The following is a 26,171-nucleotide window of genomic DNA, read 5'->3' on the forward strand; positions in this document are numbered from 1 at the left end:
AAAGCCCGTGTATAATCCGGTTTTCAGATAATTCAGGTTCAAGGCGATGGCGGATACGGTCGAATTTGCGAAGATGAACGGGCTTGGCAACAAGATCCTCGTTGTCGACATGCGCGGCCGCAAGGACATGGTGACGCCCGCCGCAGCCATTGCGCTCAACGCCGATCCCACCACCCAGTTCGACCAGATCATGGCAATCCACGATCCCCGTATCGGCGGCACCGATGCCTTCATCGATATCCTCAATTGCGATGGCACGAAGGCGCAGGCCTGCGGCAACGGCACGCGCTGCGTGGTGCAGGCGCTTTCCTCGGAAACCGGCAAGACCAGCTTTACCTTCCAGACGGTGGCGGGCATCCTCAACGCCGTCGAGCATGAGGACGGCATGATTTCCGTCGACATGGGCCTGCCGCGTTTCCGCTGGAGCGACATTCCGCTTTCCGAAGAATTCCACGATACGAGCCGCATCGAGTTGCAGATCGGGCCGATCGATGCGCCTGTCCTGCATTCGCCCGCCGTCATGTCGATGGGCAACCCGCATGCGATTTTCTGGGTGGATCGCGACCCGATGAGTTTTGATCTGGAACGGTTCGGACCGCTTCTCGAAAACCACCCGATGTTCCCGGAAAAGGCCAATATCACGCTGGCGCAGGTGATTTCCGACAGCGCGCTTCGCACGCGCACCTGGGAGCGCGGCGCGGGGCTGACGCTTGCCTGCGGTTCCGCAGCCTGCGCCGCTGCCGTTTCCGCCGCGCGCACCGGCCGCACAGCTAAGAAGGTCACCATCGATGTCGCCTCCAGCCCCGTGCGCGTGCCGCTGACCATCGACTGGCGCGAGGACAACCACGTCATCATGACCGGCCCGGCCGAATGGGAATGGTCCGGCGTTGTCGATCCCGTCACCGGCGTCTGGTCGCGGGATGTCGCGGCCGAACAGGGGGCCATATGAGCGGCGTCGAGGTCATAACCTTCGGCTGCCGTCTCAACACCTATGAATCGGAAGTGATGCGGGCGGAGGCCGAAAAGGCCGGGCTCAACAATGCCGTGCTGGTCAATACCTGTGCGGTGACGGGTGAGGCGGTGCGACAGGCCCGCCAGGCCATTCGCCGGGCGCGGCGCGACAATCCGCATGCCCGTATCATCGTCACCGGCTGTGCCGCGCAGACGGAAAAACAGACCTTTGCCGAGATGCCCGAGGTGGATGCGGTGCTGGGCAATGAGGAAAAGCTGAAAAGTGCTTCCTATCGCGCGCTGCCGGATTTCGGTGTTTCGGCGGAAGAAAAGCTGCGCGTCAACGATATCATGAGCATCAAGGCGACCGCGCCGCAGATGGTCAAGCACATAGACGGGCATGTGCGCGCCTTCATTCAGGTGCAGAACGGCTGTGACCATCGCTGCACCTTCTGCATCATTCCTTATGGGCGCGGCAATTCGCGCTCCGTGCCGATGGGTGCCGTGGTGGATCAGGCGCGCAGGCTGACGGAAAGCGGCTATTGCGAGATCGTTCTGACGGGGGTGGATGCGACCAGCTATGGCGCTGACCTGCCGGGCGAACCGTCTCTTGGATATCTTGCCAAGACATTGCTGAAGCAGGTGCCGGAAATCTCGAGACTTCGGCTTTCCTCCATCGACAGCATAGAGGCGGACAGCCATCTGATGGATCTTATTGCCGATGAGCCGCGTCTCATGCCGCATCTGCACCTGTCCCTCCAGCATGGCGACGACATGATCCTGAAACGCATGAAACGCCGTCATTCCAGGGCCGATGCCATTCGGTTCTGTCACGAGGTGCGGTCGCTCCGGCCGGATATCGCCTTCGGTGCTGATATGATCGCCGGTTTTCCAACCGAGACGGAAGAGATGTTCGAAAATTCTGCGACGCTTGCGGAAGAATGCGGCATTTCCAGCCTGCATGTGTTTCCCTATAGCCCGCGCGCCGGCACGCCTGCTGCACGCATGCCGCAGCTTGACCGCGCCTTGGTGAAGGAGCGGGCGGCGAGGCTTCGCGAACGCGGCGAGACGCTGAGGCTCGCGCATCTGCAAAACATGGTTGGCTCGGTGCAGACGATCCTCGTTGAAAACAACGGTTTTGCTCATACCGTCAATTTCACGCTGGTCGTGGCGCCTGATCTTGCCCCGCGCACTCTTGCGCAGGTTGCGATTACCGGCCACAACGGCAAACATCTGAACATGAAGCTTCTGGCGGCTGACGCGGCCTGAAGCGGCACGAGATAAAGACACGGGAACAACCATGGCCCTCGGCTTCATCAAAAAAGTCTTCTCGTTCGGCAAGGATAAGGCCGACGACAGGCCGCACGAGGATTCCGCGCCCGAACACGGCAAGGAAAACGCCTCTTTCGAAGAAGCGTTGAGCGAGGCCGAAGCGCATAACCCTGTCGATGTGGATCCGGTTTCCGAACTGGAGATGGAGACGGCCGGCGGACCGGCTCCGGACGAGACGGCGGATGTTGTCCTTTCCGAAGAGGATGAGGAGGATGCGCCGCTGCTGCCCGGCGCCGAGCTTTCCGGAGATATGGGTATCGTGCCGTTGTCGCTGTTGCAGGCGGAAGCCGCGGCCGAAGAACAGGTAGAACCTTCGCCGGACGCTGCCGATGCCGTGCTTGATGCGGATGCGATGGATGCGCTGCTGGATGAGGCCGAGTCCACAGATGCCGTCGAACCATCTGCCGTGCCGCAGGCTTTACCGAAGGGCTTTTCATCGGCAAGTGAGCGTGAAGAGCCTGTTATCGCTGCGCCGGAGCCGAAGCTTAGCTGGTTTCAGCGTCTGAGGGCCGGGCTTGCCCGCACATCATCGCAACTGACCACGCAGATTTCGGCGCTGTTCACCAAGCGCAAGCTGGACGAGGATACGCTTGATGAACTGGAAGACCTTCTGATCCAGTCGGATCTGGGTGTCGAGACCGCCATGCGCATCACCGGCGCCCTGTCGTCCGAACGTTACGGCAAGGATGTGAGCGGCGAGGATGTGGCGCGCATCATGGCCGGCGAGATCACCAAGGTCCTGAAGCCCGTTGCCAAACCGCTGGAACTTGATCTTTCGCACAAGCCGCATGTCATTCTTGTCGTCGGCGTGAACGGCACGGGCAAGACGACGACGATCGGCAAGCTTGCCGCCAAGCTTTCCGGCTCCGGCCTCAAGGTCATGCTCGCGGCTGGCGACACGTTTCGAGCTGCTGCAATCGAGCAGCTCAAGATCTGGGCCGACCGTACCGGCTCGCAGTTCATCGGCACCAAGCTGGGTGCGGATGCCTCGGGTCTGGCTTACGACGCCTATGAGCAGGCGCGGGCGCAGAAAAGCGATGTACTCATCATCGACACGGCCGGTCGCCTGCAGAACAAGACGGAACTGATGGCGGAGCTGGAAAAGATCGTACGCGTACTCGGCAAGCTCGATCCGGATGCGCCGCACACCGTGCTTCAGACGCTGGATGCGACGACCGGCCAGAACGCCCTGAACCAGGTGGAAATATTCCGCAATGTCGCGGGTGTTTCGGGCCTGATTATGACAAAATTGGATGGCACGGCGCGGGGCGGTATCCTCGTTGCCATTGCCGCCAAACACAAGCTGCCGGTTTATTTCATCGGTGTGGGTGAAGGTGTGGACGATCTGGAGCCCTTCGAGGCGGAAGATTTCGCCAAGGCCATTGCGGGAGTTTGAGTATGGATATCGAAAGCAATTCCAAGGAAAGCGAAAAGATGGTGGCGGAAATCAGCCCGCTCCTGAAATTCGTGCTCGAGCTTGGCCCGCTTATGGTGTTCTTTTTCGCCAACTCCCGCGGCGAGTGGTTGGCGTCGACTTTCCCCGTGCTGACGGAGTTCGGTGGGCCGATCTTCATCGCCACCGGCCTGTTCATGATCGCAACGGCGCTCGCGCTTTCGGTTTCATGGGTGCTGACGCGGAAACTGCCGATCATGCCGCTGATATCAGGCATTGTGGTTTTCGTGTTCGGTGCGCTGACGCTCTGGTTGCAGAACGATACTTTCATCAAGATGAAGCCGACCATCGTCAACGCCCTGTTCGGTGTCATCCTGCTTGGCGGCCTGTTCTTCGGCCAGTCGCTGCTGGGTTATGTATTCAATTCGGCCTTCAAGCTGAACGATGAGGGCTGGCGCAAGCTGACCCTGCGATGGGGTGTGTTTTTCCTCTTCCTCGCGGTGTTGAACGAGGTGGTCTGGCGCATGTTCTCCACCGACACCTGGGTCGCCTTCAAGGTGTGGGGCACGATGCCGATCACCATCATCTTCACCATGGCGCAGATGCCGCTCGTCATGCGCCATTCTGTCGAGCCTCTTCGCAAGGACGAAAAATGACAGTTGCGGAGATGCCGGCTTCCCGTTCGCGTTCGCTCAAATGGTTCGGCGTGGCCGCCGGGCTACTTCTCCTGCAGATCATCATCCTTTATTTCATGGGCCGCATTCCCATTTGCGAATGCGGTTACGTGAAGCTGTTCGAACCGGGCGTGAACACGCCGGGCAATTCCCAGCATCTGGCTGACTGGTATACGCCGTCGCATATCATCCATGGCTTCCTGTTCTACTGGTTCGCCTGGCTGCTGTTTCGAAACAAGCCGCTTTCCATGCGGCTTTCGCTTGCGGTCCTGGTCGAGGCAGCGTGGGAAATTCTCGAAAACTCGCCTATCATCATTGATCGTTACCGCACCGCGACCATGGCGCTCGGCTACACCGGCGACAGCATATTGAACTCGGCGATGGATACGGTTTTCATGGCGCTGGGTTTCCTTTTCGCTGCGCGCGTGCCGGTGTGGCTGACGGTGGTGATCGCCATCTTCTTCGAAATCTTCACCGGATGGCTGATCCGCGATAATCTGACGCTGAACGTGGTCATGCTCGTCTGGCCCGTCGAGGCGATCAAGGAATGGCAGAACGCGCTCCCGCAAATGTGAACATATCTGCCGGGATTTTCGCCGGAGAGGCACGAAAACCCCGCGCTATATGCAAGTTTTCTTAATGGCATTGGGGTAGTGTCCGGGCTCAAAGGCTCGTCTTTCCGTCCGGCAGAACACTGTGCAAGATAATTTCGCCTATCTTCTCCCTTTCATCATGCTGACGTTTGGTGTGGTGTTCCTGTTCCTGCAGAGGATCGGCCACGCTTCGGCGCGATATTGGGGTTTGGGATATCTTTCGGCGGCCTTTGGTTTTGCCGCACCCCTGGTGCTTGGCGGTTTGCCGTTCGAAGTTCAGGCGATCGTCTCGAACCTGTTGTTCTTTTCTGCGTTTTTTCTCTACGGCCACGCGCTGCTCACCCATTTCGGACGGCCGCTTTATACGACGGCGCGACTGTCCATCGTAGCTGCGGCGGTTCTGTTGGTCTCGTTCCATGTCTTCGTCACACCGGATCTGAAACGTGAGCTGGTCATCGGCGATCTTGTCTGCGCCCTGCTGCTCGCCATCCCGGTCTGGATCGTGCGGAGGCGGCCTCTGGCGCTTGCCGACAGGCTGATGGTGGCGATTGCGTCGCTCGTGGTGCTGGAAACCCTGGTGCGCATCGGGATGCTGCTGGTGATGACGCCGAACGGCTCGATGGTCGAGCTCGGCGAATTCTTCGAATCCGATTATGCTTTCTACATGCAGCTTGCCGCGAGCATATTCGGCTTCCTTCTTGCGCTTTCCGTGCTTGCGAGCCAGATTTCCGTTACCGTTGACCGGCACCTGCATGCGGCGGAGCACGATCCGCTGACGGATGTGCTGAACCGCCGCGGCTTCGACCGGCGTGTGCCCGATTTTCGCAATGATACGCCAGATGGTGCGGTCATTGCCTGTGACATAGACCATTTCAAGCGCATCAACGATGTCTACGGTCATGCTGCGGGAGATATCGTTCTCATCGGCCTTGCCGATCTTCTCAGGCGAAATGCGCCTGAAGATGCGCTGGTGGCCCGTTTCGGCGGCGAGGAATTCGTGGTCTTCCTGCCCGGCCAGACCGCTGCCTTGGCCGGACAGCTCGCCAATGGCATGCGACTTGGCCTCTCGTCGCTCGATTGGCGCAACCGCGGCGTGGCGACACAGATCACCGCAAGCTTCGGCGTCTCGGCCGTCGCGAGAGGAGATCATTCCATTCACGATGCCATCAAGCGTGCCGATGACAGTCTCTATGCCGCAAAACGTGGCGGTCGCGATCAGGTCGTGCTGGAGGGCATACGTCTTCCCGCGACCGCTGAGGTCCCGTCGCTCAGGGTAGTTTCCAAAGTGTGAGGTTTTTCGACCCGGGTGTTATTTTCCGGCGGCGGCAGTAATGGCCGGCAGCAGGTCGCGTTCGACGCTGCGGGCATCGAATGGGCCGACCTTTTTGTAAAGGATCGTGCCGTCCGCGCCGACCAGATAGCTTTCGGGAATGCCATAGACACCCCAGTCGATCGCGGCCTTGCCGTTTGGATCGACGCCTATCGCAGCGAAGGGATTGCCGAGTTCGCCGAGGAAGCGCAGCGCGTTGTCCTGCTTGTCCTTGTAATTGATGCCGACAACGGTGATGCGGCTGTCTTTGGCCAGTTCCTGAAGCAGCGGGTGCTCCTGACGGCAGGGAATGCACCAGGAAGCAAAGACGTTGACCAGAGTCAGCTTGCCCTTGATGGCGGCATCGGTGAGCGCCGGCAGGTTGGAGCCCTCCAGCGGCGGCAGCGACAAACTCGGCGCTTTGGTGCCGATGAGAGCCGAGGGAATGGCGCTGATATCCAGCCCGTTCACGTCCTGATCATAGAGCATCTTGCCGGCGACGAGGGCAAAGCCGCCGAAAAGCAGAAGCGGCAGCAGCGCCAGCGCATATCGTGCGCGGCCGGTGGTTTTGGCCTTTGTATTCTGGTCGTGGCCGGCCTGCGTCATGGCGCGTCACCTGCAGAACCGGCTTTCGTCCTGCGGCGCACGCCGGATGCTTCCAATGCCTTCAGTTCCCTTTTACGCGCCTGACCGTCGAAAACGACCCAGGCAATGAGACAGAGGACGACAAGGCCGGTCGCCGCATAGGACATGCCGATATAAAAGGCGTGCGTCATCACCTCAGCCCTCCCGGTTTGCCATGCGGGCGGCAAGGCGCCGTTGCGCAGCCACGCGCCGGCGCCAGATTTCATTGCGCATGGCAGCGATGTGCAATGTGAAGAACAGCAGCGTGAAGCCGATCGCCATGGTCAGAAGCGGCCAGAGAAATTCCGCATCAATGGCAGAACCGCCCATGCGGATGACGCTTGCCGGCTGGTGCAGCGTGTTCCACCACTCGACCGAAAACTTGATGATGGGAATATTCACAAAACCGACAAGGATCAGCACGGCGCTGACGCGGGCGGCTCTGGACGGATCGTCCATGGCGCGATTGAGCGCGATCAGCCCCAGATACATCAGGAAGAGGACGAAAACGGAGGTCAGCCGCGCATCCCACACCCACCAGGTTCCCCACATAGGTTTGCCCCAGAGGGAGCCTGTGACCAGCGCAATCAGCGTGAAGGCGGCCCCGATGGGGGCGGCGGCCTTGTGGCTGACATCCGCCAGCGGATGACGCCAGACGAGGGTGCCAATGGCCGAGACGGCCATGACCGTATAACACATCATGGCCAGCCACGCCGAGGGGACGTGCACATACATGATGCGCACGGTGTAACCCTGCTGATAATCGCCCTCGGTCGTAAAGGACAGATAGAGGCCTATGGCCAGCACCAGCGCTGTCAGAACAGCGAGCCAGGGCAGAATGCGTGCTGCCAGCGCCAGAAACCGCGTGGGATTGGCGAGATCGCTGAATTTGGTGATGGCGAAAGTCTGCTCGTTCATGCCGTTTGTGTAACCCGAGAATGGCCATCCCGCAATTGATCCCTGTCAATCGGGGATCGTCTGGCCGGTTTCATCAATCCATAACATTGCGCAACGCCAAAGCGGCAAAGAAAGGACCGGTTACGGCTGAAAATAATGTGATCGCGCAGAGAATGAGGAATGGCGGCATAAAGGGCGCCGGGTCCTGCACCGCCGCATAGGAGGCGCTGACGCCGAAGATCAGTACCGGAATGGCAAGCGGCAGGACGAGGATGGATACCAAAAGTCCTCCGCGTGGCAGTGCCACGGCGACGGCGGCGCCCACAGCCCCGATGAAGGTAATGGCGGGCGAGCCGACGAGAAGGGTCAGCATCACCGCGCCGATCGCCACTTCATCCATATTCATGAAAAGGCCGAGCAACGGCGAAGCAAGCACCAGCGGCAGGCCGGTTGCGACCCAATGCGCCAGGCATTTGACGAGTACGGTCAGGACCAGCGGGTTTTCCTGCATGAGAATGAGGTCGAGGGAGCCGTCATCCCGTTCCGCCTGAAACAGCCGGTCGAGGCCGAGAAGGGCGGACAGAAGTGCGCCTATCCAGACGATGGCAGGGCCGATGCGGGCAAGCAGATTGAGATCGGGTCCGACGCCGAAGGGGATGACGGCAACCACGGTCATGAAGAACAATACGCCGATCAGCGCGCCACCGCCGGCACGGATGGAGAGTTTGATGTCACGGAGGAAAAGGGCGGTCATCGGGGTGCCCTCGTGTTCGCGGCGTTACCCCCCTCTGCCCTGCCGGGCATTTCCCCCTCAAGGGGGAGATCGGCAGGAGGCACTTTCGCCACTCCATCCGCAAACTTCGAGATGGGCGAAACCTCGCCGCAGATCGATCTCCCCCCTTGAGGGGGAGATGCCCGGCAGGGCAGAGGGGGTATGTCCCGCGCGCCTGCCCATCATGCCCAAGCCTCCACACCCGCAAACCCCGTCATCTGCAATTCACGAGCATTCTCCAGTCCCAAAGGCTGATGGGTAGCAGCCAGGACGATGCCGCCTCTCCCCAAGTGGCTCTGGACCAGACCGGTAAACATCCCGTCAGCCGCCTTGTCGAGCGCCGCGGTCGGCTCGTCGAGAATCCACACCGGCCGCCATGCAATCAAAAGCTTCGCCATGGCAAAACGCCGTTGCTGGCCGGCGGAAAGATAACCGAAGGGCAGATGGGTGATGCCGGCAAGGCCGACGATTTCCGCCGCCTCATCGATCTCCATACCCGTGCCGCCAGAAAAATCGCCAAGGAAGTCTTTCCAGAATCTGAGATTTTCCCAAACGGTCAGCTCCGTTTTCATCGCATTGCGATGGCCGAGATAGTGACAGGCCTCCGATGGCCGCATGTCCATTTCTATCCATTTGCCGGCTATCTTTATGCATCCCTGTTCGGGGCGCAAAAGACCGGCCACGGTACGCAGAAGCGTCGATTTTCCCGAGCCGTTTCGGCCCGTCAGGACCAATGCGTCGCCGTCGCTTAACTTGAAGGAAACATTCATGAATATGAAATCTTCACCGCGCCGCACGCCAAGATTTTCCGCCGTCAAATCCATGCCGCGTTTCCGTGTAAGATTTTCATCGTGTCGCACAAAAAAATCGATTTGATTTCCTGAATGGTCTGGCACGTTTCTCCGAAATTATCTATATGGGTGTCAACCACGCCAGCGGCCGGCGTGAACATCATCTTGCGCCGGACCTGAATGTTACGAGGAGTAACTTTCACGTGCGGACAGCGGAAATGGTCGTACCCGCATCCTGATGTGCATGAGTGCATAGGTGTCCGCACGCACGTGTTGGCTATCAGAGTAAGCGGGGTTTTATCCATGCCCAAATCACTCGACAGTTTCAATTGTCGTTCCGTCCTTACCGTGGATGGTAAGGAATACGTCTATTTCAGCCTTCCCAAGGCTGAGGCAAACGGCCTCAAGGGCGTATCCAGGCTGCCCTATTCCATGAAGGTGCTGCTCGAAAATCTGCTTCGTTTCGAGGACGGCCAGTCCGTCACCAAGCAGCATATTCTGGCCGTTGCCGAATGGCTCAACAACAAGGGCCTGACCGAAACCGAAATCGCTTATCGCCCCGCCCGCGTTCTGATGCAGGACTTCACCGGTGTTCCAGCCGTAGTCGATCTTGCAGCCATGCGCGACGCCATGGTGTCGCTTGGCGGCGACCCGGAAAAGATCAATCCGCTCGTTCCCGTCGATCTGGTCATCGACCACTCGGTCATCGTTGACGAATTCGGCACACCGACTGCGTTTGCCCGCAACGTAGAGCTCGAATATGAACGCAATGGCGAACGTTACCGCTTCCTGAAGTGGGGCCAGCAGGCATTCAAGAATTTTCGCGTAGTACCGCCCGGCACTGGCATCTGTCACCAGGTCAACCTCGAATATCTCGGCCAGACCGTCTGGACGAAGGAAGAGGATGGCGAAACGATTGCTTACCCGGATACCTGCGTCGGCACGGATTCGCATACCACGATGATCAATGGTCTCGGCGTTCTCGGCTGGGGCGTTGGCGGTATCGAGGCTGAAGCTGCGATGCTCGGTCAGCCGGTCTCCATGCTTCTGCCTGAGGTTATCGGCTTCAAGCTGACCGGCAAGGTGAAGGAAGGCGTGACCGCGACCGACCTCGTGCTGACCGTCGTGCAGATGCTGCGCAAGAAGGGCGTGGTTTCCAAATTCGTCGAATTCTTCGGCCCCGGCCTTGATTCGATGACGCTGGCCGACCGCGCCACCATCGGCAACATGGGTCCGGAATATGGCGCGACCTGCGGCTTCTTCCCGGTTGACGGCGAGACCATCAACTATCTGACCATGTCCGGTCGCACCAAGGACCGTATTGCGCTCGTCGAAGCCTATTCGAAGGCGCAGGACATGTGGCGCACCGGCGACGGTTCCGACCTCGTTTTCACTGATACGCTGGAACTCGACCTCGGCGATGTCGTGCCCTCCATGGCCGGCCCGAAGCGTCCGGAAGGCCGCCTGCCGCTCGAAACCATTGCGCCGAATTTCGCGACGGCTCTCGAAAACGACTACAAGAAGCCCGGCCAGCTCCACAGCCGCTATGCGGTTGAGGGCGAGGAGTTCGATCTCGGCCATGGCGATGTGGCGATTGCCGCCATCACCTCCTGCACCAACACTTCCAACCCCTCCGTTCTTATCGCTGCCGGCCTTCTCGCCCGCAACGCCGTTGCCAAGGGGCTGAAGTCCAAGCCGTGGGTGAAAACCTCGCTGGCGCCGGGAAGCCAAGTGGTTGCCGAATATCTCGACAAGTCCGGTCTGCAGAAGGACCTCGACACCATCGGCTTCAACCTCGTCGGTTTCGGCTGCACGACCTGCATCGGCAACTCCGGCCCGTTGCCGGCGCCGATCTCCAAGACGATCAACGACAAGGGCCTGATCACGGCTGGCGTCCTTTCGGGCAACCGCAACTTCGAGGGCCGTATTTCGCCGGACGTTCAGGCGAACTATCTGGCCTCTCCCCCGCTCGTCGTGGCCTATGCGCTTGCCGGCACGGTCCAGAAGGACCTGACGAAGGAGCCAATCGGCGACGATCAGAACGGCAATCCGGTCTATCTCAAGGATATCTGGCCGACCTCGCAGGAAATCCAGGAATTCATCCTGAAGTACGTCACCCGCGAACTTTACGAATCGAAGTACGCTGATGTCTTCAAGGGTGACGCGAACTGGCAGGCCGTTCAGGTTCCCCCGGGCCAGACCTATGCCTGGGACGACAAGTCGACCTATGTTCAGAACCCGCCTTATTTCGTGGGCATGGGCAAGACCGGTTCCGGCCTCAAGAATATCAAGGGCGCGCGCGTTCTTGGTCTCTTTGGCGACAAGATCACCACCGACCACATTTCTCCGGCCGGTTCGATCAAGGCCGCATCGCCCGCCGGCGCCTATCTGACGGAGAATGGCGTGGCCGTTGCCGACTTCAACCAGTACGGCACACGTCGTGGCAACCATGAAGTGATGATGCGCGGCACCTTCGCCAATATCCGCATCCGCAACCACATGCTCGGCCCGAACGGCAAGGAAGGTGGCTACACCATCCACTATCCGTCCAAGGAAGAGATGTCGATCTACGACGCTGCCATGAAGTACAAGGCGGAGGGCGTTCCGCTCGTCATCTTCGCCGGTGTCGAATATGGCAACGGTTCTTCCCGCGACTGGGCGGCGAAGGGCACCAACCTGCTCGGCGTCAAGGCCGTGATCGCACAGTCCTTCGAGCGTATTCACCGTTCGAACCTCGTGGGCATGGGCGTCGTTCCCTTCGTCTTCGAGGAAGGCACGACCTGGGCGAGCCTCGATCTCAAGGGTGACGAAATCGTCGAGATCGACGGTCTCGAAGGTGAGATCAAGCCGCGTGAAAAGAAGATCGCCAAGATCACCTACAGCGACGGTTCGGTTAAGGAAGTTCCGCTTCTTTGCCGCATCGATACGCTGGACGAAGTGATCTACATGAACAATGGCGGCATTCTGCAGACCGTTCTTCGCGATCTGGCGGCCTGATCAAGCATAGACCAATAAAAGGCGCCGCGAGAAATCCCGGCGTCTTTCCTGTTTCTTCGTCTGTTTTTTTGTGATTGCCGCTCACCCCTTCGTGACTTTCTATTGAGGGGAATAGACGTTATTTTCCGGTTTGCATCCCGGCGGGATTGATCGCATCAATTCGTCTGGATATCTTGCCGGACAAAGGTTTTTGTAATGCCACTGAAATTCCCCCTGTCGATATGTCTTCTCGGCACGTTCCTCGTCACATCCGCGCATGCGCAGGAGGCAGTGAAGGGCGTCGTTGAATTGTTCACATCGCAGGGATGCTCGTCTTGCCCGCCGGCGGACGAGGCTTTGCGCAAGATGATCCAGAAGGGCGATGTCGTCGGTCTCTCTTATCATGTCGACTACTGGAATTATCTCGGCTGGGCGGATTCGCTTGCATCGAAGGAAAATACCGAACGGCAATATGGCTATATGCGCGCGCTTGGCCGCAACGGCGTCTATACGCCGCAGGCCATTCTGAATGGTCGCGATCATGTCAAGGGCGCCGATGTCCGCGGCATTTATGATCGGCTTGATGCATTCAAGCGCGAGGGGCAGGGGCTGAACGTGCCGGTGTCGTCAAAATTTGCCGGGGACGAGGTGGAGATCGATATTGGCGCCGGCAGCGGCAAGGCCGATGTCGTGGTTGCCTATTTCACGCGCGAGCAGACGGTGGATGTGCAGAAGGGCGAGAACCAGGGGAAAAAAATGTCCTACTGGCACAGCGTCTATGATGTGCAGACGGTCGGCATGTGGGACGGTTCGCCGATGACGGTGAAACTTCCGGCGAGTGTTGTGGCAAAGGTGAAAAAGGGCGGCTGCGCCGTCCTGCTGCAGACGGCTAATGCCAGCGGCGATCCAGCGGCGATCGTCGGCGCGAGCATTCTTTTGGGAAATGAAACCCCCTAATCGCCTGTCGGGCGATGGAAGATCCGGTCCGGGCATTGGGGCTGGGGGTAAAGGGTCAATGCACCGGACCGGGTCATCTTGGTGCCTAGGCATCAATTGACAATAGGACTATTCCATCCAATTCGGGCCATGGTTTGACCGAAATACGGCAGGCCATGCTAAAATGGCTGCCTAAATGGTTACCATTTTTTACCCCTGCGTTTGCGGCAGGCACCCTCTCTGGTGGCTTTGGTGGGAGCTATTTTATATAGCCGCCTCTCGATTTTGGTGTCGTTCCAAGATTGTAAAATGCCTTCAGATCATTGCCTATGCTGTGTCTTACGGCGCGGGCGAGGCTTGCAATTTCGCCTTCACGGGCTCACATTGAGTGGATGATTTGGGTGGAATCGGAGGTATTGGATGACCGATCAACCGGATGTGCAGCAGGTGCAGACCGCTTCACGCGACAATTCCACCGTTATCGATCTCCGTGAATACAAGAAGAACAAGGACCCTTTGCCGGTCACTTTCCACCGGCGCGAGCTGGATGCGATCCTGCGCATTTACGGCCGCATGGTGGGAGAGGGCGAGTGGCGCGATTATGCCATCGACCACTTGCGGGAAAAGGCGGTATTTTCCGTCTTCAAGCGTTCGGGCGAAATGCCTCTCTACAGGATCGAGAAAAACCCCAAGCTGGCAACGAAACAGGGGGCCTATAGCGTGGTCAATACAGATGGCCGCATTCTCAAACGCGGCCATGAGCTTCCGCAGGTTCTCAAGGTTTTCGACAAGGTCCTGAAGCTCATCGAGTGAGCTTTTGAGGGGGCGCACCATGCTCATTGCGGGACGCGGGCAAACAGGCCGAGGGCCTTCAGCTTTCGATGCGGGTAAATAAAAAGGCGGCCGATGGGCCGCCTTTCGCATGTTTGCCAGTTGGGTTCCTACCCTTACTTGTCACGGTTGCCCATGAACTGCAGGAGGAACATGAACAGGTTGATGAAGTCGAGATAAAGCGTCAGCGCACCCATGATTGCCTTGCGGCCAGCCACGGCAACTTCGTCGCCATCGAAGTACATTTCCTTGATCTTCTGCGTGTCATAGGCGGTGAGGCCTGCGAAGATCAGCACGCCGATCGCGGAAATCGCGAACTGAAGCGCAGAGGAAGCGAGGAAGATGTTGACGATGGACGCGATGATGAGGCCGAACAGACCCATGATCAGGAACGAACCCATGCCTGAAAGGTCTTTTTTCGTCGTGTAACCGTAAAGCGAGAGCGCGCCGAACGAGGCAGCGGTCACGAAGAACGTCTGTACGACGCTCTGGCCGGTATAGACCAGAAAGATCGAGGACAGAGACACACCCATCAGCGCCGCATAGACCCAGAAGGTCATCTGGGCGGCGGAAACGCTCATGTTCTGGATACGGAAGCTAAGGAAGAACACCAGTCCGAGCGGTGCGAGCATGACGACCCAGCGCAGCGGCGACGCATAGAGCAACTGTGCGAAAGCCGGATTGGTGGTCGCGAGCGTGAAGGTAGCGAACGCCGCAATGCCGGTGATGACCAGAGCCAGCGCCATCAGGTTGTAAACCTTGAGCATATAGGCGCGAAGACCTTCATCGATCATCGCACCAGTCTGTGCACGGGTCTGCGCCATGCGGTTCTGGTAGTTATTGAAGTCAGCCATTGTTTCCTCTTTTGAGCTCCGTAATTGCTACGGTGTCGGGATACCTCCCGGGCGCCGCTGCGGAGCTTCAGCAAGCCTGCCCAAGAATATGATGGCAGAACGTGTCCGATACAAGGCCTTTTCCGGTCGAAAAGACACCATATGCGCGAAAAGCGCTCACGTTTCGGCGATCATTACAAAGAATTAATCGTTAAAGTTAAGCGGCGCACAACCGATGATTATTCACCCGCCTGCCGCAAAACCGGAGCGGCTTTCTGTCCGAGAATTCGCCAGGTACCGATGAGGCCGATACCCACCGTCATGACGAGGGCGACGACGAGCGTGCCTATCGCCACATCCGGCAGGAAGGTGGAGGGCAGTTTCATGATGCGGGCAATTACGAACCATGCCGAGACGCCACCGGCGAAAAGTGCGAAAACGGCGGTGGCGAGACCGAGCATCATGTATTCGTAGGAGAAGGCGCGGATGAGCAAGTTTCGCGTGCCGCCCAGCGTTTTCAGGATAACCGCGTCATGGGTGCGGGCGCGGTTTCCGGCGGCAAGAGCGCCGGCGAGAACGAGGACGGATGCTATCAGGGCGACGGCCGCTGCGGCACGAATGGCAGTGGCAAGCTGACCGACCAACCGGTTGACGACATCGAGGGCGTCCTTCACGCGCACGCTGGTGATCGTCGGGTAGGCGTTGGTGACGGCGCGCAATATCTGGCCTTCATCACTTGCGGATGCGGAAGGGTCAGCGAGTGTCGCAAGCCAGGCATGCGGTGCGCCGCGGAACGTGTTTGGCGAAAACACCATGACGAAATTGATCGACAGGGATTCCCATTCGACATTGCGCAGATTGGCGATCTTCGCCGTGATGCTGCGGCCGAGCACGTTGACGGTGACGCTGTCGCCGATCTTGAGGCCCAGTTCCCGCGCCTCTTCCGCCGCAAAAGAGACCAGCGGTTCGCCGCTATAGTCCTGTCCCCACCACGTTCCTTCCGTCAGTGTCGCGTTTTTGGGAATATCCTGCGAATAGGTAATGCCCCGATCGCCGCGCAGCACCCATCGACCGGCCGGCGGCACATCCATTTTTGTCACATCTTCGCCGTTGAGCGCGAGGATCCGCCCGCGCAGCATCGGCACCTCGGTCAGCGTGCCTTCCGGCGCTTCCCGCTTCAGGAGATCGCGGAAGCCCTGCAGCTCGCTGCCCTGAATATCCACGAAGAAGAAATTCGGCGCGCGGTCCGGCAGGCTGTCCGTCAGTTCGCGGCGCAGATTGCCGTCGATCAGCGTCAGGGTCACGAGCAGGGTCAGGCCGAGGCCGAGGGAGAGCACGACCGAGGGTGTGAGCGCACCCGGCCGGTGAATATTGCCAATCGCCAGGCGAAGGGCGGCGGAATGAACGCGTGGGCTGCGTTTGGCGATGGCCTTCACGCCAGATGCCACGAGCCGCAGGACCACGAAAGCGAAGGCGATGGCGGCGAGGAAGACCGAGGCGATGAAACGGTCTTCCGCCGAAAATATGGCAAGTGCTGCGAGCGCTGCCAGCAGCAGGCCGGTGGTGGCCAGATAGGGCCAGGACGGCCAGCTGCCCTCTTCGAAACCCTGTTCGCGGAAGAGCGCCGTCGCCGGGACCTCGCGTGCCTGACCGAGAGGCACGATGGCGAAGGCAAGCGTCGTCAAGAGGCCGAACAGCGCGGCGAGACCGAGTGCGCCGGGGTAGAAGGCGAGTTCTTCCGGCACCGGAAGCACGCCTTCCAGAAAGCGCATGGCGACCAGTGGCGCGATGGCGCCCACCGCAAGGCCGATGACGATGCCGACAACGGCAATGAAGGCGATCTGGAAGAGATAGGTCATGGTGACCACGGAGGCCGGTGCGCCCAGGCATTTCAGCGAGGCGATCGTCGTGCGCTTGGAATCGAGAAAGGCACGAACGGCGTTGGCGACGCCGACACCGCCGACGATGAGGGCGGTAAGCCCCACCAGCGTCAGGAATTGCGAGAAGCGATTGACGTTTTCGGTGAGCGAGGGCGCTGCCCGGTCGCTGGTACGGATGGACCAGCCGGCATCGGGAAACGCCTTGTTGGCCGCATCGGTCATCGTTGACCGCGCTGCAGGATTGTCCAGGCGGATCTTGTAGGCATGTTCGACCAGACTTCCGTTCTGAACGAGACCCGAGGCGAAAAGCGCATCGCGGCTGACCATCAGCCTTGGCGCAAAGCCGAAGCCATCGGACAACGCGTCCGGCTCGTCGACGACGGTGCCGGTCAGTTTAAGCTTCACATTGCCAAGCAGGACTTCATCGCCGACCTTGATGCCGAGCCGTTCGAGCAAAAGCGGCGCAGCGATTGCGCCATAGGTGTCGCCGGTCTCTGCCAGAAGCTCGCTCAGCGGCCGATTGGGATCCGCCACGAAGCTACCGTAGAGCGGATAGGCGTCATCGATGGCTTTCACTTCCGTCAGGGTCTGTTCGGAACCGTCGGCAAGGCGTGCCATGGAACGCAGCCCGGTGGAAACGGCGATCTTGCCGAGGCCGTCGAGATAGGCCCTTTCCTCTGCGGTCGCCTCCCTGTTGCGCAATTCGAAACGCACATCGCCCGCCAGTATGGACTGGCCTTCCGTGGCAATGGCGCTGGTGACGGCGCGTGACACGGAATTGACGGCTGCAATGGCGCCGGTCCCGAGCGCGATGCAGGCGAGGAAAATGTAAAAACCGCGCAGGCCGCCGCGAATTTCCCGCCGCGCGAGCCTTGCGGCGTTCCTGATATTGGCAAAAGACGGGAGAAAGGAGCCGATCATGCCGAAACCGCCCGCGCCATCTGGGCCTTGGCGCTGTCACCCTCTATTTCGCCGGAGCGCACCTTGATCTGCCGTGAGCAGCGGGCGGCCAGCGAGGGGTCATGGGTGACGAGAACCATGGTCATGCCGCGCTCGGCCTGTTTTGCAAAAAGAAGATCGGCGATCTGCTTGCCGGTGTCGGTATCGAGGTTGCCGGTCGGTTCGTCGGCGATCAGGACGGCGGGGAGGGCGCAAGCGCACGGGCGATGGCGACGCGCTGCTGCTCGCCACCGGAGAGCTGGCCGGGATAATGGTTGAGGCGTTCACCGAGACCGACGGCGACGAGTTCCCGTTTGGCGATCTCGAAGGGGTTCGGGGCGTTGGCGAGTTCCAGCGGAACGGCGACGTTCTCCAGCGCTGTCATGTTTGCGATCAGGTGGAAGGACTGGAAAACGATGCCGATATTCTTGCCGCGAAAATCTGCGAGCGCATCTTCGCCGAGCTTGTGCAACTCCGTGTCCGCAATGACGATCTCGCCGCTATCCAGCCTCTCGAGGCCGGCAAGCACCATCAGAAGGGTCGATTTTCCCGAGCCGGACGGACCGACAATGCCAACTGCCTCGCTTTCGCCGATGGCGAGATCGATGTTCTTGAGAACGTGAACGGAGGCGGCGGCGTTGCCGAGCGTGAGGTCGGCTTTCTTCAGCTCTATGATGCTTTTCGTCACAATTCTCGTTCCTATATATGATGAAAACAGTCTGGCGGTGTCGATGCAGTCGGTATTTCAGACAATGTGAACCAAGTTAGGAAAGCCGTGATGAGATTTAAAGCTGCCCTGTTTCACTTCATCGTCATTTTCGCCGCCGCCTTTTCTGCCTCTGTGGCCATGGCTCAGGAGCGGACATTGCAATTGGTCGGCCTCGGCGACAGCCTGATGGCCGGGTATCAGCTGCCTCCTAACGACAGCTACACCGCACAGCTTGAAGCTGCATTAAAAGCCAAGGGCATCAATGTCACCGTCACCAATGCCGGTGTGTCCGGAGATACCTCGTCCGGCGGTCTGGCGCGGGCGGAATGGTCCGTTCCTGATGGTACGGACGGGGTCATTCTGGAACTCGGAGCCAATGATGCGCTGCGTGGTATTGCGCCGGAACAGACCGAAAAGAACCTCGACGCCATCATTTCCGGTTTTCAGAAGCGCAATATAGCCGTCTTGCTGGTCGGCATTATGGCGCCGCCGAACATGGGCGAAGATTATGCCAAGCGCTTCAATCCGCTCTATCCTCAGCTTGCGGAAAAATACAACCTGCCGCTTTATCCCTTCTTTCTGGATGGCGTGGTGACAGATGACAAGCTGAAGCTGGATGACAAGATGCACCCCAATACGCAAGGAGTTGCCATGATGGTCGAGAAATCTTTGCCGGCTGTTGAAAGCTTCATCAAGACAATCGGTGCGCAAAAAAAATAAGCACTTGCGCCCGCCTGCATTGCGTGATTCGCTATGCTTGTTCTGCCAAGAGATTCGGGGAGCTCGCCATGCCGAGACTGTTTACCGCCCTCGAAATTCCGCGCAATGCGGCTATGAGCCTCTCATTGTTGCGCGGTGGTCTGCCGGGAGCCCGGTGGATCGATGTGGAGAATTATCACATAACCCTGCGTTTTATCGGTGATATCGACGGGCGGACCGCCGATGAGGTCGTTGACCGGCTGGATCGGATCGAAAGGCCGGAATTCCAGCTCAATCTCACCGGCATGGGTTCCTTCGGTTCCAAGAAACCGCATTCCATCTGGGCAGGGGTTTCCCCCTCACCGGAAATGCATGCGCTGCAGGCCGAGGTCGAGAGAATTTGTCAGAGGATCGGTCTCCCACCCGATCCGCGCAAATTCATGCCACATGTGACGCTGGCGCGGCTGCGCTCCTCGCGTCTGGACGATGTGGTGCATTATCTTTCCGGACGCGGCAACTTCCGCACCTCGCCCTTCACGGTCGGCCGTTTCGTGCTGATGTCGTCGAAGGAATCGGTGGGCGGCGGGCCCTATATCGTTGAAGAGGCGTTCCCGCTTCACGAGGCGCGATCCAACTCCATCTTTTCGAGCAACGAGCTGCATCCCGCCAAAAGCATGTTGTAGACGGCCTGAAAGCCGTCTTCACCGCCGAAGTATGGATCGGGGACGCTGTCGCGGCGTCCCGAAGCATAGTCCATAAACAGGTGGATTTTGTGCTTCTGGTTTTCCGGCGCCTTTTGGAGCAGTTTCGCCAGGTTGCCCGTATCCATTGCAAGGATCAGATCGAAGTTTTCGAAATCGGCCTGACTGACCTGCCTTGCGCGCTGCCGGGAAATATCGATGCCATGCTTGCGGGCGACCGCGACGGATCTGCGGTCCGGGGCGTTTCCCGTGTGCCAGCCGCCCGTTCCGGCAGAATCGACGGTGAGCCGCTCTGCGACACCTTTCATTTCGGCAAGATGGATAAAAACGCCTTCGGCAAGGGGTGAGCGGCATATGTTGCCCATGCAGACGAATAGAACGGATGTGCGCGTCATGAGGATTATGGGTCGCTCCGGCAGTTCAAGCGTGTCATGGTTGTGCAGGTACGGCGGGCGCCCTTTCACGCGGAGGTAATAATCATGAAATATCCCAGACTTGAGCAGGACGCCATCCGGGAGGAGCTTTTAAAACTGGAAGGCTGGTCGTTGCGGGAAGATGGCGCGGCGATCGTCAGGTCGTTCAAGTTTTCGAGTTTTGCGGAGGCCTTCGGTTTCATGGCGGAGTCCGCTCTTGCGGCTGAAAGGCTCAACCATCACCCGGAATGGTCCAATGTCTATTCACGGGTGAAGGTCTGCCTCACCACCCATGATTCGCAGGGTGTGACCGAGCGGGATTTTCTTCTGGCCGGGCCATGCAGAAGGCCGCTGCGGGCCGGGGGAATTGAACGGCGGGCCATAAGTCCCATATAATAGCCGTGACCGGAGGACCGTCGATCATGGATGATGTGAAAATCGGTGAAATTCTTCTGCCAGGCGAAAACGACAGGCAGGAAGAGCGCGAGAGCGTCGTGCGTGCCAAATTCTGGCCGAAGCTGAAGCGCGTGATGACGAAGGTGCCGTTTGCGCGCGACGCGGCGGCTGCCTATTATTGCGCGATCGACCGTGACACACCGCTGCGCGCCAAGGGCATCATTCTGGCCGCTCTTGCCTATTTCATCATGCCGATGGATGCCGTGCCGGACGTGCTGGCGGTCATCGGTTTTACCGATGACATCGCGGTTATCACCGCCGCTTTGGCGATGATCCGCGCCCATATCAAGATGGAACATTACGACGCGGCCGACGCCATGCTGAAACGACAGCAGGAAGCTGAGTAACGCCTCTGTGATGTGGCGCACCGGCAGAGCCCGGCAGGTGACAAATTCTTGCCTGAATTTGTGTGTCATACACATGACGGAAGGACGTGCCTCGCCCTTCTCCTCAGGGTGCTGGGAGTCGCCGATCTGTAACACTGCAAGACGTTTTCGGCATTTTATGCGTGTTGTTGACGGTTTGGTAACCGCTTCCTGACCACAATGAGAAAAGACGATCCGCACCTGAACGTGGCCGATCCATAAAATGGAGCCCGCCGCTGCTTCGGGCCAATGGAAGACAATAACCCGGCAGGAAATTCTATGTTTGTAAGAAGTGTAGCAACCGCAGTGGCCATTTTGCTGACCAGCGTCGGCGTAGCATCTGCACAGTCGCCCACGCGCATCCAGCAGTTCAATGCATGGGGTGCCTATTCGTACAAATCGGGCAACAGCACCGTCTGCTACGTTCTTTCCATTCCGACCGCCAAGGAACCGGCAAGCGTCGATCACGGCGATATCTTCTTCATCGTGTCGCAGCGTCCGGGCCAGAACATCTCCTATGAGCCGCAGGCCATGGTGGGTTACCCGCTGAAGCAGGGTTCCAAGGTCAATGTGACGATCGACAACAAGAACTTCGTCATGTTCACCAAGGACAAGGCTGCCTGGGTTGAAAACGCTGCAGAAGAGCCGGCTCTCGTGGCTGCCATGAAGGGCGGCAAGTCGATGACCGTCAAGGCCACCTCCGGCCGCGGTACCGCGACGTCCTATTCCTATTCTCTCTCGGGCATTTCAGCTGCTCTCAAGCAGATCGAGAGCTGCAAGTAACTCAGACGCTTTACTGCGTTTTGTGATGGCCGGTCATTGACCGGCCATTTGCGTTTTTGACAATTTGATGCTAAAGGCGCGGCAACATTGACAGGCGGATGCGCGAAAAGTGCTCCGCCTTTGATTTTCTCGACATGCAGACGATTTTCCGCCTATCCGACAGGCCGGTCGTGCGATGCATTGGATGATGGGATAGCGTGATGTCCGTAATGCAAGCCCCTGCCGGTCTGGCAGTCAAAACCCCGCTGATCGCCAATAGCGATCTCATGTCCGGCAAGCCGTCGCTGATCGGCTTGACGCGTGAGGAAATGGGCGAGGCGCTGGCCGAAATCGGTGTGCCGCAGAAGCAGGTGAAGATGCGCGTCAGCCAGTTGTGGAACTGGCTTTATGTGCGCGGCGTCTCGGATTTCGACAATATGACCAATGTCGCCAAGGAGCTTCGCGAGAAGCTGAAGGCGGCCTTCACCATCGCCCGTCCGGAAATCGTCGAGGAGCAGATCTCCAACGACGGCACCCGCAAATGGCTGATGCGTTTTCCGCCGCGCGGTGCGGGACGTCCTGTCGAGATCGAGACTGTCTATATTCCCGAAGAAGGTCGCGGCACGCTGTGCATTTCCAGCCAGGTGGGCTGTTCGCTGACCTGTTCCTTCTGTCACACCGGCACCCAGCGCCTGGTGCGCAATCTGACGGCTGAGGAAATCCTCTCCCAGCTTCTGCTGGCCCGCGATCGGCTCGGCGATTTTCCCGATGGTTCGACACCGGTTGGCGCCTATGTGCCGAGCGAAGGCCGCAAGGTCTCCAACATCGTGATGATGGGGATGGGCGAACCGCTCTATAATTTCGAACATGTGAAGACGGCCCTGCTGATTGCGACCGATGGTGATGGCCTGTCGCTTTCCAAGCGTCGCGTCACCCTGTCCACCTCCGGCGTCGTGCCGGAAATCTTCCGCACCGGCGACGAAATCGGCGTCATGCTGGCGATTTCTCTGCATGCGGTGCGTGACGATCTGCGCGACATGCTGGTGCCGATCAACAAGAAATATCCGCTGAAAGAACTGATCGAGGCCTGCCGCAACTATCCCGGCCTTTCCAATGCCCGCCGCATCACCTTCGAATATGTGATGCTGAAGGATGTGAATGACAGCCTGGAAGACGCCAAGATGCTGGTTCAGCTTCTGAAAGGCGTTCCGGCCAAGATCAACCTCATTCCGTTCAATCCATGGCCGGGCACGAACTACCAGTGCTCGGAGTGGGCGCAGATAGAAAAGTTCGCAGATTTTATCAATCAGGCGGGTTATGCCTCGCCGATCCGTACACCGCGCGGCCGCGACATTCTCGCCGCCTGCGGCCAGCTGAAGTCGGAATCGGAGCGCATGCGCAAGACGGAGCGGCTGGCTTTCGAGGCGATGATGATCGCCAATCACGGCGCGGACGACTGAATAAGTCACAACTGCGCCAGAAAGCTTGGCTTGTGGCGGTTCTACGATTGATTTCGAGCTGTCTTGTTTCTAATAAGACGGCAATAAGAAACCAACTGGAGGATACCCATGCGCGCATTCATTCTGGCGCTCGCAGCTGCGAGCGCCCTCGTTCTGCCGGCGAAGGCTGAAAACGTCACCGTTGCCGTCACCGCCATTGTCGAACACCCGGCGCTTGACGCCGCACGTGATGGCGTCAAGGCAGCTCTTGCTGAGGCCGGTTACAAGGAAGGCGAGAACCTCAAGTTCCTCTACGAGTCCGCGCAGGGCAATCCCGGCACAGCAGCGCAGATCGCGCGCCAGTTCGTGGGCGAAGCACCCAACGTCATCGTGCCGATCTCCACGCCGTCGGCACAGGCTATCGTTGCGGCGACGCGCGATATTCCGGTCGTCTTCACGGCCGTTTCCGATCCGGTCGGCGCACAGCTCGTCAAGGACATGGAAAAGCCCGGCCGCAACGTAACCGGCCTTTCCGACATGCTGCCGGTCGGCGAGCATCTCGCGCTCATCAAGGAAATTTCGCCGAACGCCAAGTCCATCGGCTTCCTTTACAATTCCGCCGAGGCCAATTCGGTCTCGACGCTTGCGACGCTGAAGGCTGAAGCCGAAAAGGCAGGCCTGAAGGTCGTCGAATCCGTCGCCACCAAATCCGCCGAAGTCCAGGGCGCAACACGCGCGCTGGTCGGCAAGGCCGATGTGATCTACGTTCCGACCGACAACACCATCGTTTCCGCTTTCGAGGCGGCAGCAGGAGTTGCAGCGGAAGCCAAGATACCGCTTTATGCCGCCGATACGGATTCCGTCGCGCGCGGTGCGGTTGCTGCCCTCGGCTTCAACTATTTCGACGTTGGCAAGCAGACCGGCGCCGTGGTTGTCCGCATCCTCAAGGGTGAAAAGCCGGGCGACATTCCGGCAACCATTGCTGTCGGCACGGATCTGGTGATCAACAAGAAGGCCGCTGAAAAAGCCGGCGTCACCTTCCCGGAAAGCGTGACCAAGCGCGCCACCAAGGTCATCGACTAACAACCGAACTTCGGGCGGCGGCAAACCCGCCGCCCGCTTTGCGCGGCACGAAAACAATGCCCGCATCCGCCGACGTGGCGGCAATAACAAGGACATTACCGTGAGCCAAATCGCCTTCTGGGGTGCCGTGGAGCTGGGACTGGTCTTCGCTTTCGTGGCGATCGGCGTCTATCTCGCTTTCCGCGTGCTTGATTTTCCTGATCTGACCGTTGACGGTTCGTTTCCGCTCGGCGCCGCCGTGGCGGCCGTTCTGATCATTTACGGTCTCAATGCCTGGGTCGCGACGGCGGTTGCGATGGTTGCGGGCGCTGCCGCCGGCGTCGTTACGGCCACGCTGAACGTCCGCTTCAAGATACTCAACCTGCTTGCGTCGATCCTGACGATGATCGCGCTGTTTTCGGTCAATCTCCGTGTGATGGGGAAACCGAATGTGGCGCTGCTCAATCAGGATACGATGATCTCGCCATTCTATGGTCTTGGCCTTTCAGAATATCTCGTGCGGCCGCTCTTTGTCGGCGCGCTGGTGGTGATTGCGGTCATTCTCGTCTGGCGTTTCCTTGAAAGCGATGCCGGCCTTGCCATGCGGGCAACGGGCGCCAATGCGCGCATGGCGCGGGCGCAGGGTGTGAAGACCGGCAACCAGATCTATCTCGGCATGGCGCTTTCCAATGCGCTGGTGGCGCTCGGCGGCGCGCTGTTTGCGCAGACCAACGGTTTTGCGGATGTGACCTCGGGTGTCGGCACCATCGTCGTCGGGCTTGCGGCCGTCATCATCGGTGAAACGCTGTTCGGGGCACGGGGCATTCTGATTGCGCTGATCGGCTGTGTTTTCGGCTCCATCGCCTATCGCCTTGCCATCCAGCTTGCTTTGTCGAGCGATGTGCTGGGTCTCAAGGCATCCGATCTCAATTTCGTAACGGCGGTATTGGTGGCCATCGCATTGATCCTGCCCGACTGCGCCGCGGGGGAGCAACATCGTGATTTCCCTTTCCGATATCCAGGTCGTCTTCGGGCGCGGAACGCCGCTGCAAAAGCAGGCGCTGGCCAAGATCGATCTTACCATTGACACCGGTTCTTTCGTGACGGTCATCGGCTCGAACGGGGCTGGAAAATCCACGCTGCTCGGCGTTCTGGCTGGCGACGTCCCGCCGACGGCCGGAAAGGTGACGATCGGCGGCGCCGATGTCACCCGCAAGCCGACCGCGAGCCGGGCTGGACGCGTGGCGCGTGTGTTTCAGGACCCATTGGCGGGTAGCTGCGGGGCGCTCACCATCGAGGAAAATCTGGCGCTTGCGGCATCACGCGGAGAGCGTCGCGGTTTGTTGCCGGCGCTTGGGCGCGGCAGGCGGGATTTCTTCAAGGAGCGGATCGCTTCGCTCAATCTCGGCCTGGAAAATCGCCTGAAGGACCGTATGGACCTGTTGTCCGGGGGACAAAGACAGGCGGTCTCGCTTGTCATGGCGACGCTTTCCGGCTCGGATGTGCTGCTGCTCGATGAACATACGGCAGCGCTTGACCCTGGTATGGCGGAGTTCGTGATGGAACTGACCCGCAAGGTGGTCTCCGAGCGCAAGCTGACAACGCTGATGGTCACCCACTCCATGCGCCAGGCGCTGGATTATGGCGACCGCACCATCATGCTGCATGCCGGTGAAATCGTGCTCGACGTATCCGGTGAAAGCCGCAAGGGGCTAGAGGTCGAGGATCTGATCGACATGTTCCGCAAGATACGCGGCCAGACGCTAGATGACGACGAGTTGTTGATCGGCTGATCGTTTCAAAAGGCGCCTTCGGGCGCCTTTTTTGTTTGCCG

Annotated in this window: 25 protein-coding genes and 2 pseudogenes; 18 read left to right on the forward strand and 9 right to left on the reverse strand. The window is 59.3% G+C overall.

The annotated features are described in order from the left end of the window. Window positions 1–46 precede the first annotated feature (46 nt). The 6 genes from dapF (at window position 47) to G3A56_RS12315 (ending at window position 6,234) form a co-directional block, all read left to right on the forward strand. A complete protein-coding gene (gene dapF / locus G3A56_RS12290) occupies window positions 47–949 on the forward strand; it encodes a diaminopimelate epimerase (protein ID WP_003492490.1) in 903 nt (300 codons plus the stop codon). Further along, on the forward strand, window positions 946–2,220 hold the full coding sequence (mtaB, locus tag G3A56_RS12295) for a tRNA (N(6)-L-threonylcarbamoyladenosine(37)-C(2))-methylthiotransferase MtaB (protein WP_082183131.1): 1,275 nt from the start codon (window positions 946–948) through the stop codon (window positions 2,218–2,220). The genes dapF and mtaB overlap by 4 nt, the downstream gene beginning before the upstream one ends. A gap of 31 nt (window positions 2,221–2,251) precedes the next feature. After that, the gene (gene ftsY / locus G3A56_RS12300; protein ID WP_082183129.1) at window positions 2,252–3,679 is read left to right on the forward strand and encodes a signal recognition particle-docking protein FtsY; all 1,428 of its coding nucleotides are present in this window, start codon (window positions 2,252–2,254) and stop codon (window positions 3,677–3,679) included. Between the two features lie 2 nt (window positions 3,680–3,681). Further along, window positions 3,682–4,332: a septation protein A gene (locus G3A56_RS12305; RefSeq protein WP_082183127.1), complete on the forward strand. Its 651-nt coding sequence runs from the start codon at window positions 3,682–3,684 to the stop codon at window positions 4,330–4,332. Beyond that, entirely contained in the window at window positions 4,329–4,925 is a 597-nt protein-coding gene (locus G3A56_RS12310) for a DUF2585 domain-containing protein (RefSeq protein WP_082183124.1), read from the forward strand. Before G3A56_RS12305 ends, G3A56_RS12310 begins: the two co-directional genes overlap by 4 nt. Before the next feature lie 121 nt (window positions 4,926–5,046). Continuing rightward, window positions 5,047–6,234 (forward strand): GGDEF domain-containing protein, encoded by a 1,188-nt coding sequence (locus G3A56_RS12315; RefSeq protein ID WP_164056399.1) that lies wholly within the window; start codon window positions 5,047–5,049, stop codon window positions 6,232–6,234. Window positions 6,235–6,252: 18 nt separating this feature from the next. Here G3A56_RS12315 and G3A56_RS12320 read toward each other — a convergent pair whose 3' ends face one another. The 5 genes from G3A56_RS12320 to ccmA form a co-directional block, all read right to left on the reverse strand. Next, window positions 6,253–6,858 (reverse strand): DsbE family thiol:disulfide interchange protein, encoded by a 606-nt coding sequence (locus G3A56_RS12320; RefSeq protein WP_137067560.1) that lies wholly within the window; start codon window positions 6,856–6,858, stop codon window positions 6,253–6,255. Then, window positions 6,855–7,028 carry a heme exporter protein CcmD gene (gene ccmD / locus G3A56_RS12325; RefSeq protein ID WP_082183122.1) on the reverse strand — a complete coding sequence of 58 codons (174 nt, stop codon included), beginning with the start codon at window positions 7,026–7,028 and terminating at the stop codon, window positions 6,855–6,857. The genes G3A56_RS12320 and ccmD overlap by 4 nt, the downstream gene beginning before the upstream one ends. Before the next feature lie 4 nt (window positions 7,029–7,032). Continuing rightward, the gene (locus tag G3A56_RS12330; protein ID WP_082183119.1) at window positions 7,033–7,794 is read right to left on the reverse strand and encodes a heme ABC transporter permease; all 762 of its coding nucleotides are present in this window, start codon (window positions 7,792–7,794) and stop codon (window positions 7,033–7,035) included. Between the two features lie 73 nt (window positions 7,795–7,867). After that, window positions 7,868–8,527, reverse strand: a complete 660-nt coding sequence (gene ccmB, locus G3A56_RS12335; RefSeq protein WP_003492473.1) for a heme exporter protein CcmB — start codon at window positions 8,525–8,527, stop codon at window positions 7,868–7,870. Window positions 8,528–8,727: 200 nt separating this feature from the next. Continuing rightward, on the reverse strand, window positions 8,728–9,369 hold the full coding sequence (gene ccmA / locus G3A56_RS12340) for a heme ABC exporter ATP-binding protein CcmA (RefSeq protein WP_082183115.1): 642 nt from the start codon (window positions 9,367–9,369) through the stop codon (window positions 8,728–8,730). 270 nt (window positions 9,370–9,639) lie between these two features. Here ccmA and acnA point away from each other — a divergent pair, with 270 nt between their 5' ends. From acnA to G3A56_RS12355, 3 genes are all read left to right on the forward strand, one after another. Next, window positions 9,640–12,333, forward strand: a complete 2,694-nt coding sequence (gene acnA, locus G3A56_RS12345; protein ID WP_035241209.1) for an aconitate hydratase AcnA — start codon at window positions 9,640–9,642, stop codon at window positions 12,331–12,333. Between the two features lie 195 nt (window positions 12,334–12,528). Next, window positions 12,529–13,269, forward strand: a complete 741-nt coding sequence (locus tag G3A56_RS12350; RefSeq protein WP_003492466.1) for a DUF1223 domain-containing protein — start codon at window positions 12,529–12,531, stop codon at window positions 13,267–13,269. A gap of 399 nt (window positions 13,270–13,668) precedes the next feature. Continuing rightward, window positions 13,669–14,061 (forward strand): DUF2794 domain-containing protein, encoded by a 393-nt coding sequence (locus G3A56_RS12355; RefSeq protein WP_003492464.1) that lies wholly within the window; start codon window positions 13,669–13,671, stop codon window positions 14,059–14,061. 134 nt (window positions 14,062–14,195) lie between these two features. Here the strand turns inward: G3A56_RS12355 and G3A56_RS12360 are convergent, their stop codons facing one another. From G3A56_RS12360 to G3A56_RS12370, 3 genes and pseudogenes are all read right to left on the reverse strand, one after another. After that, window positions 14,196–14,933: a Bax inhibitor-1/YccA family protein gene (locus tag G3A56_RS12360; RefSeq protein WP_003492462.1), complete on the reverse strand. Its 738-nt coding sequence runs from the start codon at window positions 14,931–14,933 to the stop codon at window positions 14,196–14,198. A 218-nt stretch (window positions 14,934–15,151) separates the two neighbouring features. Further along, entirely contained in the window at window positions 15,152–17,713 is a 2,562-nt protein-coding gene (locus G3A56_RS12365) for an ABC transporter permease (protein WP_082183112.1), read from the reverse strand. Further along, window positions 17,710–18,419: pseudogene (locus G3A56_RS12370) on the reverse strand (ABC transporter ATP-binding protein). Before G3A56_RS12370 ends, G3A56_RS12365 begins: the two are co-directional and overlap by 4 nt. Window positions 18,420–18,509: 90 nt before the next feature. Between G3A56_RS12370 and G3A56_RS12375 the strand changes: the two are divergent. Then, complete coding sequence (locus G3A56_RS12375; RefSeq protein ID WP_082183108.1) at window positions 18,510–19,160, forward strand: arylesterase; 651 nt, start codon at window positions 18,510–18,512, stop codon at window positions 19,158–19,160. Window positions 19,161–19,228: 68 nt separating this feature from the next. Next, complete coding sequence (gene thpR / locus G3A56_RS12380) at window positions 19,229–19,822, forward strand: RNA 2',3'-cyclic phosphodiesterase (RefSeq protein WP_082183106.1); 594 nt, start codon at window positions 19,229–19,231, stop codon at window positions 19,820–19,822. Here thpR and G3A56_RS12385 read toward each other — a convergent pair. After that, complete coding sequence (locus G3A56_RS12385; protein WP_082183105.1) at window positions 19,756–20,235, reverse strand: low molecular weight protein-tyrosine-phosphatase; 480 nt, start codon at window positions 20,233–20,235, stop codon at window positions 19,756–19,758. The genes thpR and G3A56_RS12385 overlap by 67 nt on opposite strands. Before the next feature lie 84 nt (window positions 20,236–20,319). Between G3A56_RS12385 and G3A56_RS12390 the strand changes: the two are divergent. From G3A56_RS12390 to G3A56_RS12420, 7 genes and pseudogenes are all read left to right on the forward strand, one after another. Further along, window positions 20,320–20,624, forward strand: a pseudogene (locus G3A56_RS12390) (4a-hydroxytetrahydrobiopterin dehydratase). A 51-nt stretch (window positions 20,625–20,675) separates the two neighbouring features. Continuing rightward, on the forward strand, window positions 20,676–21,056 hold the full coding sequence (locus G3A56_RS12395; RefSeq protein WP_003492451.1) for a YkvA family protein: 381 nt from the start codon (window positions 20,676–20,678) through the stop codon (window positions 21,054–21,056). A gap of 297 nt (window positions 21,057–21,353) precedes the next feature. After that, window positions 21,354–21,857 carry an invasion associated locus B family protein gene (locus G3A56_RS12400; RefSeq protein WP_035241199.1) on the forward strand — a complete coding sequence of 168 codons (504 nt, stop codon included), beginning with the start codon at window positions 21,354–21,356 and terminating at the stop codon, window positions 21,855–21,857. Between the two features lie 266 nt (window positions 21,858–22,123). Beyond that, on the forward strand, window positions 22,124–23,296 hold the full coding sequence (gene rlmN / locus G3A56_RS12405; protein WP_080812279.1) for a dual-specificity RNA methyltransferase RlmN: 1,173 nt from the start codon (window positions 22,124–22,126) through the stop codon (window positions 23,294–23,296). A 108-nt stretch (window positions 23,297–23,404) separates the two neighbouring features. Next, window positions 23,405–24,358, forward strand: a complete 954-nt coding sequence (locus G3A56_RS12410; protein WP_082183103.1) for an ABC transporter substrate-binding protein — start codon at window positions 23,405–23,407, stop codon at window positions 24,356–24,358. Window positions 24,359–24,458: 100 nt separating this feature from the next. Further along, window positions 24,459–25,424, forward strand: a complete 966-nt coding sequence (locus G3A56_RS12415; RefSeq protein WP_164056400.1) for an ABC transporter permease — start codon at window positions 24,459–24,461, stop codon at window positions 25,422–25,424. After that, window positions 25,336–26,130, forward strand: coding sequence for an ABC transporter ATP-binding protein (locus G3A56_RS12420; protein ID WP_082183098.1), 795 nt, complete (start codon window positions 25,336–25,338; stop codon window positions 26,128–26,130). The genes G3A56_RS12415 and G3A56_RS12420 overlap by 89 nt, the downstream gene beginning before the upstream one ends. Window positions 26,131–26,171 lie beyond the last annotated feature (41 nt).

It is taken from the genome of Rhizobium oryzihabitans, from assembly GCF_010669145.1.
Lineage (GTDB): Bacteria > Pseudomonadota > Alphaproteobacteria > Rhizobiales > Rhizobiaceae > Agrobacterium > Agrobacterium oryzihabitans.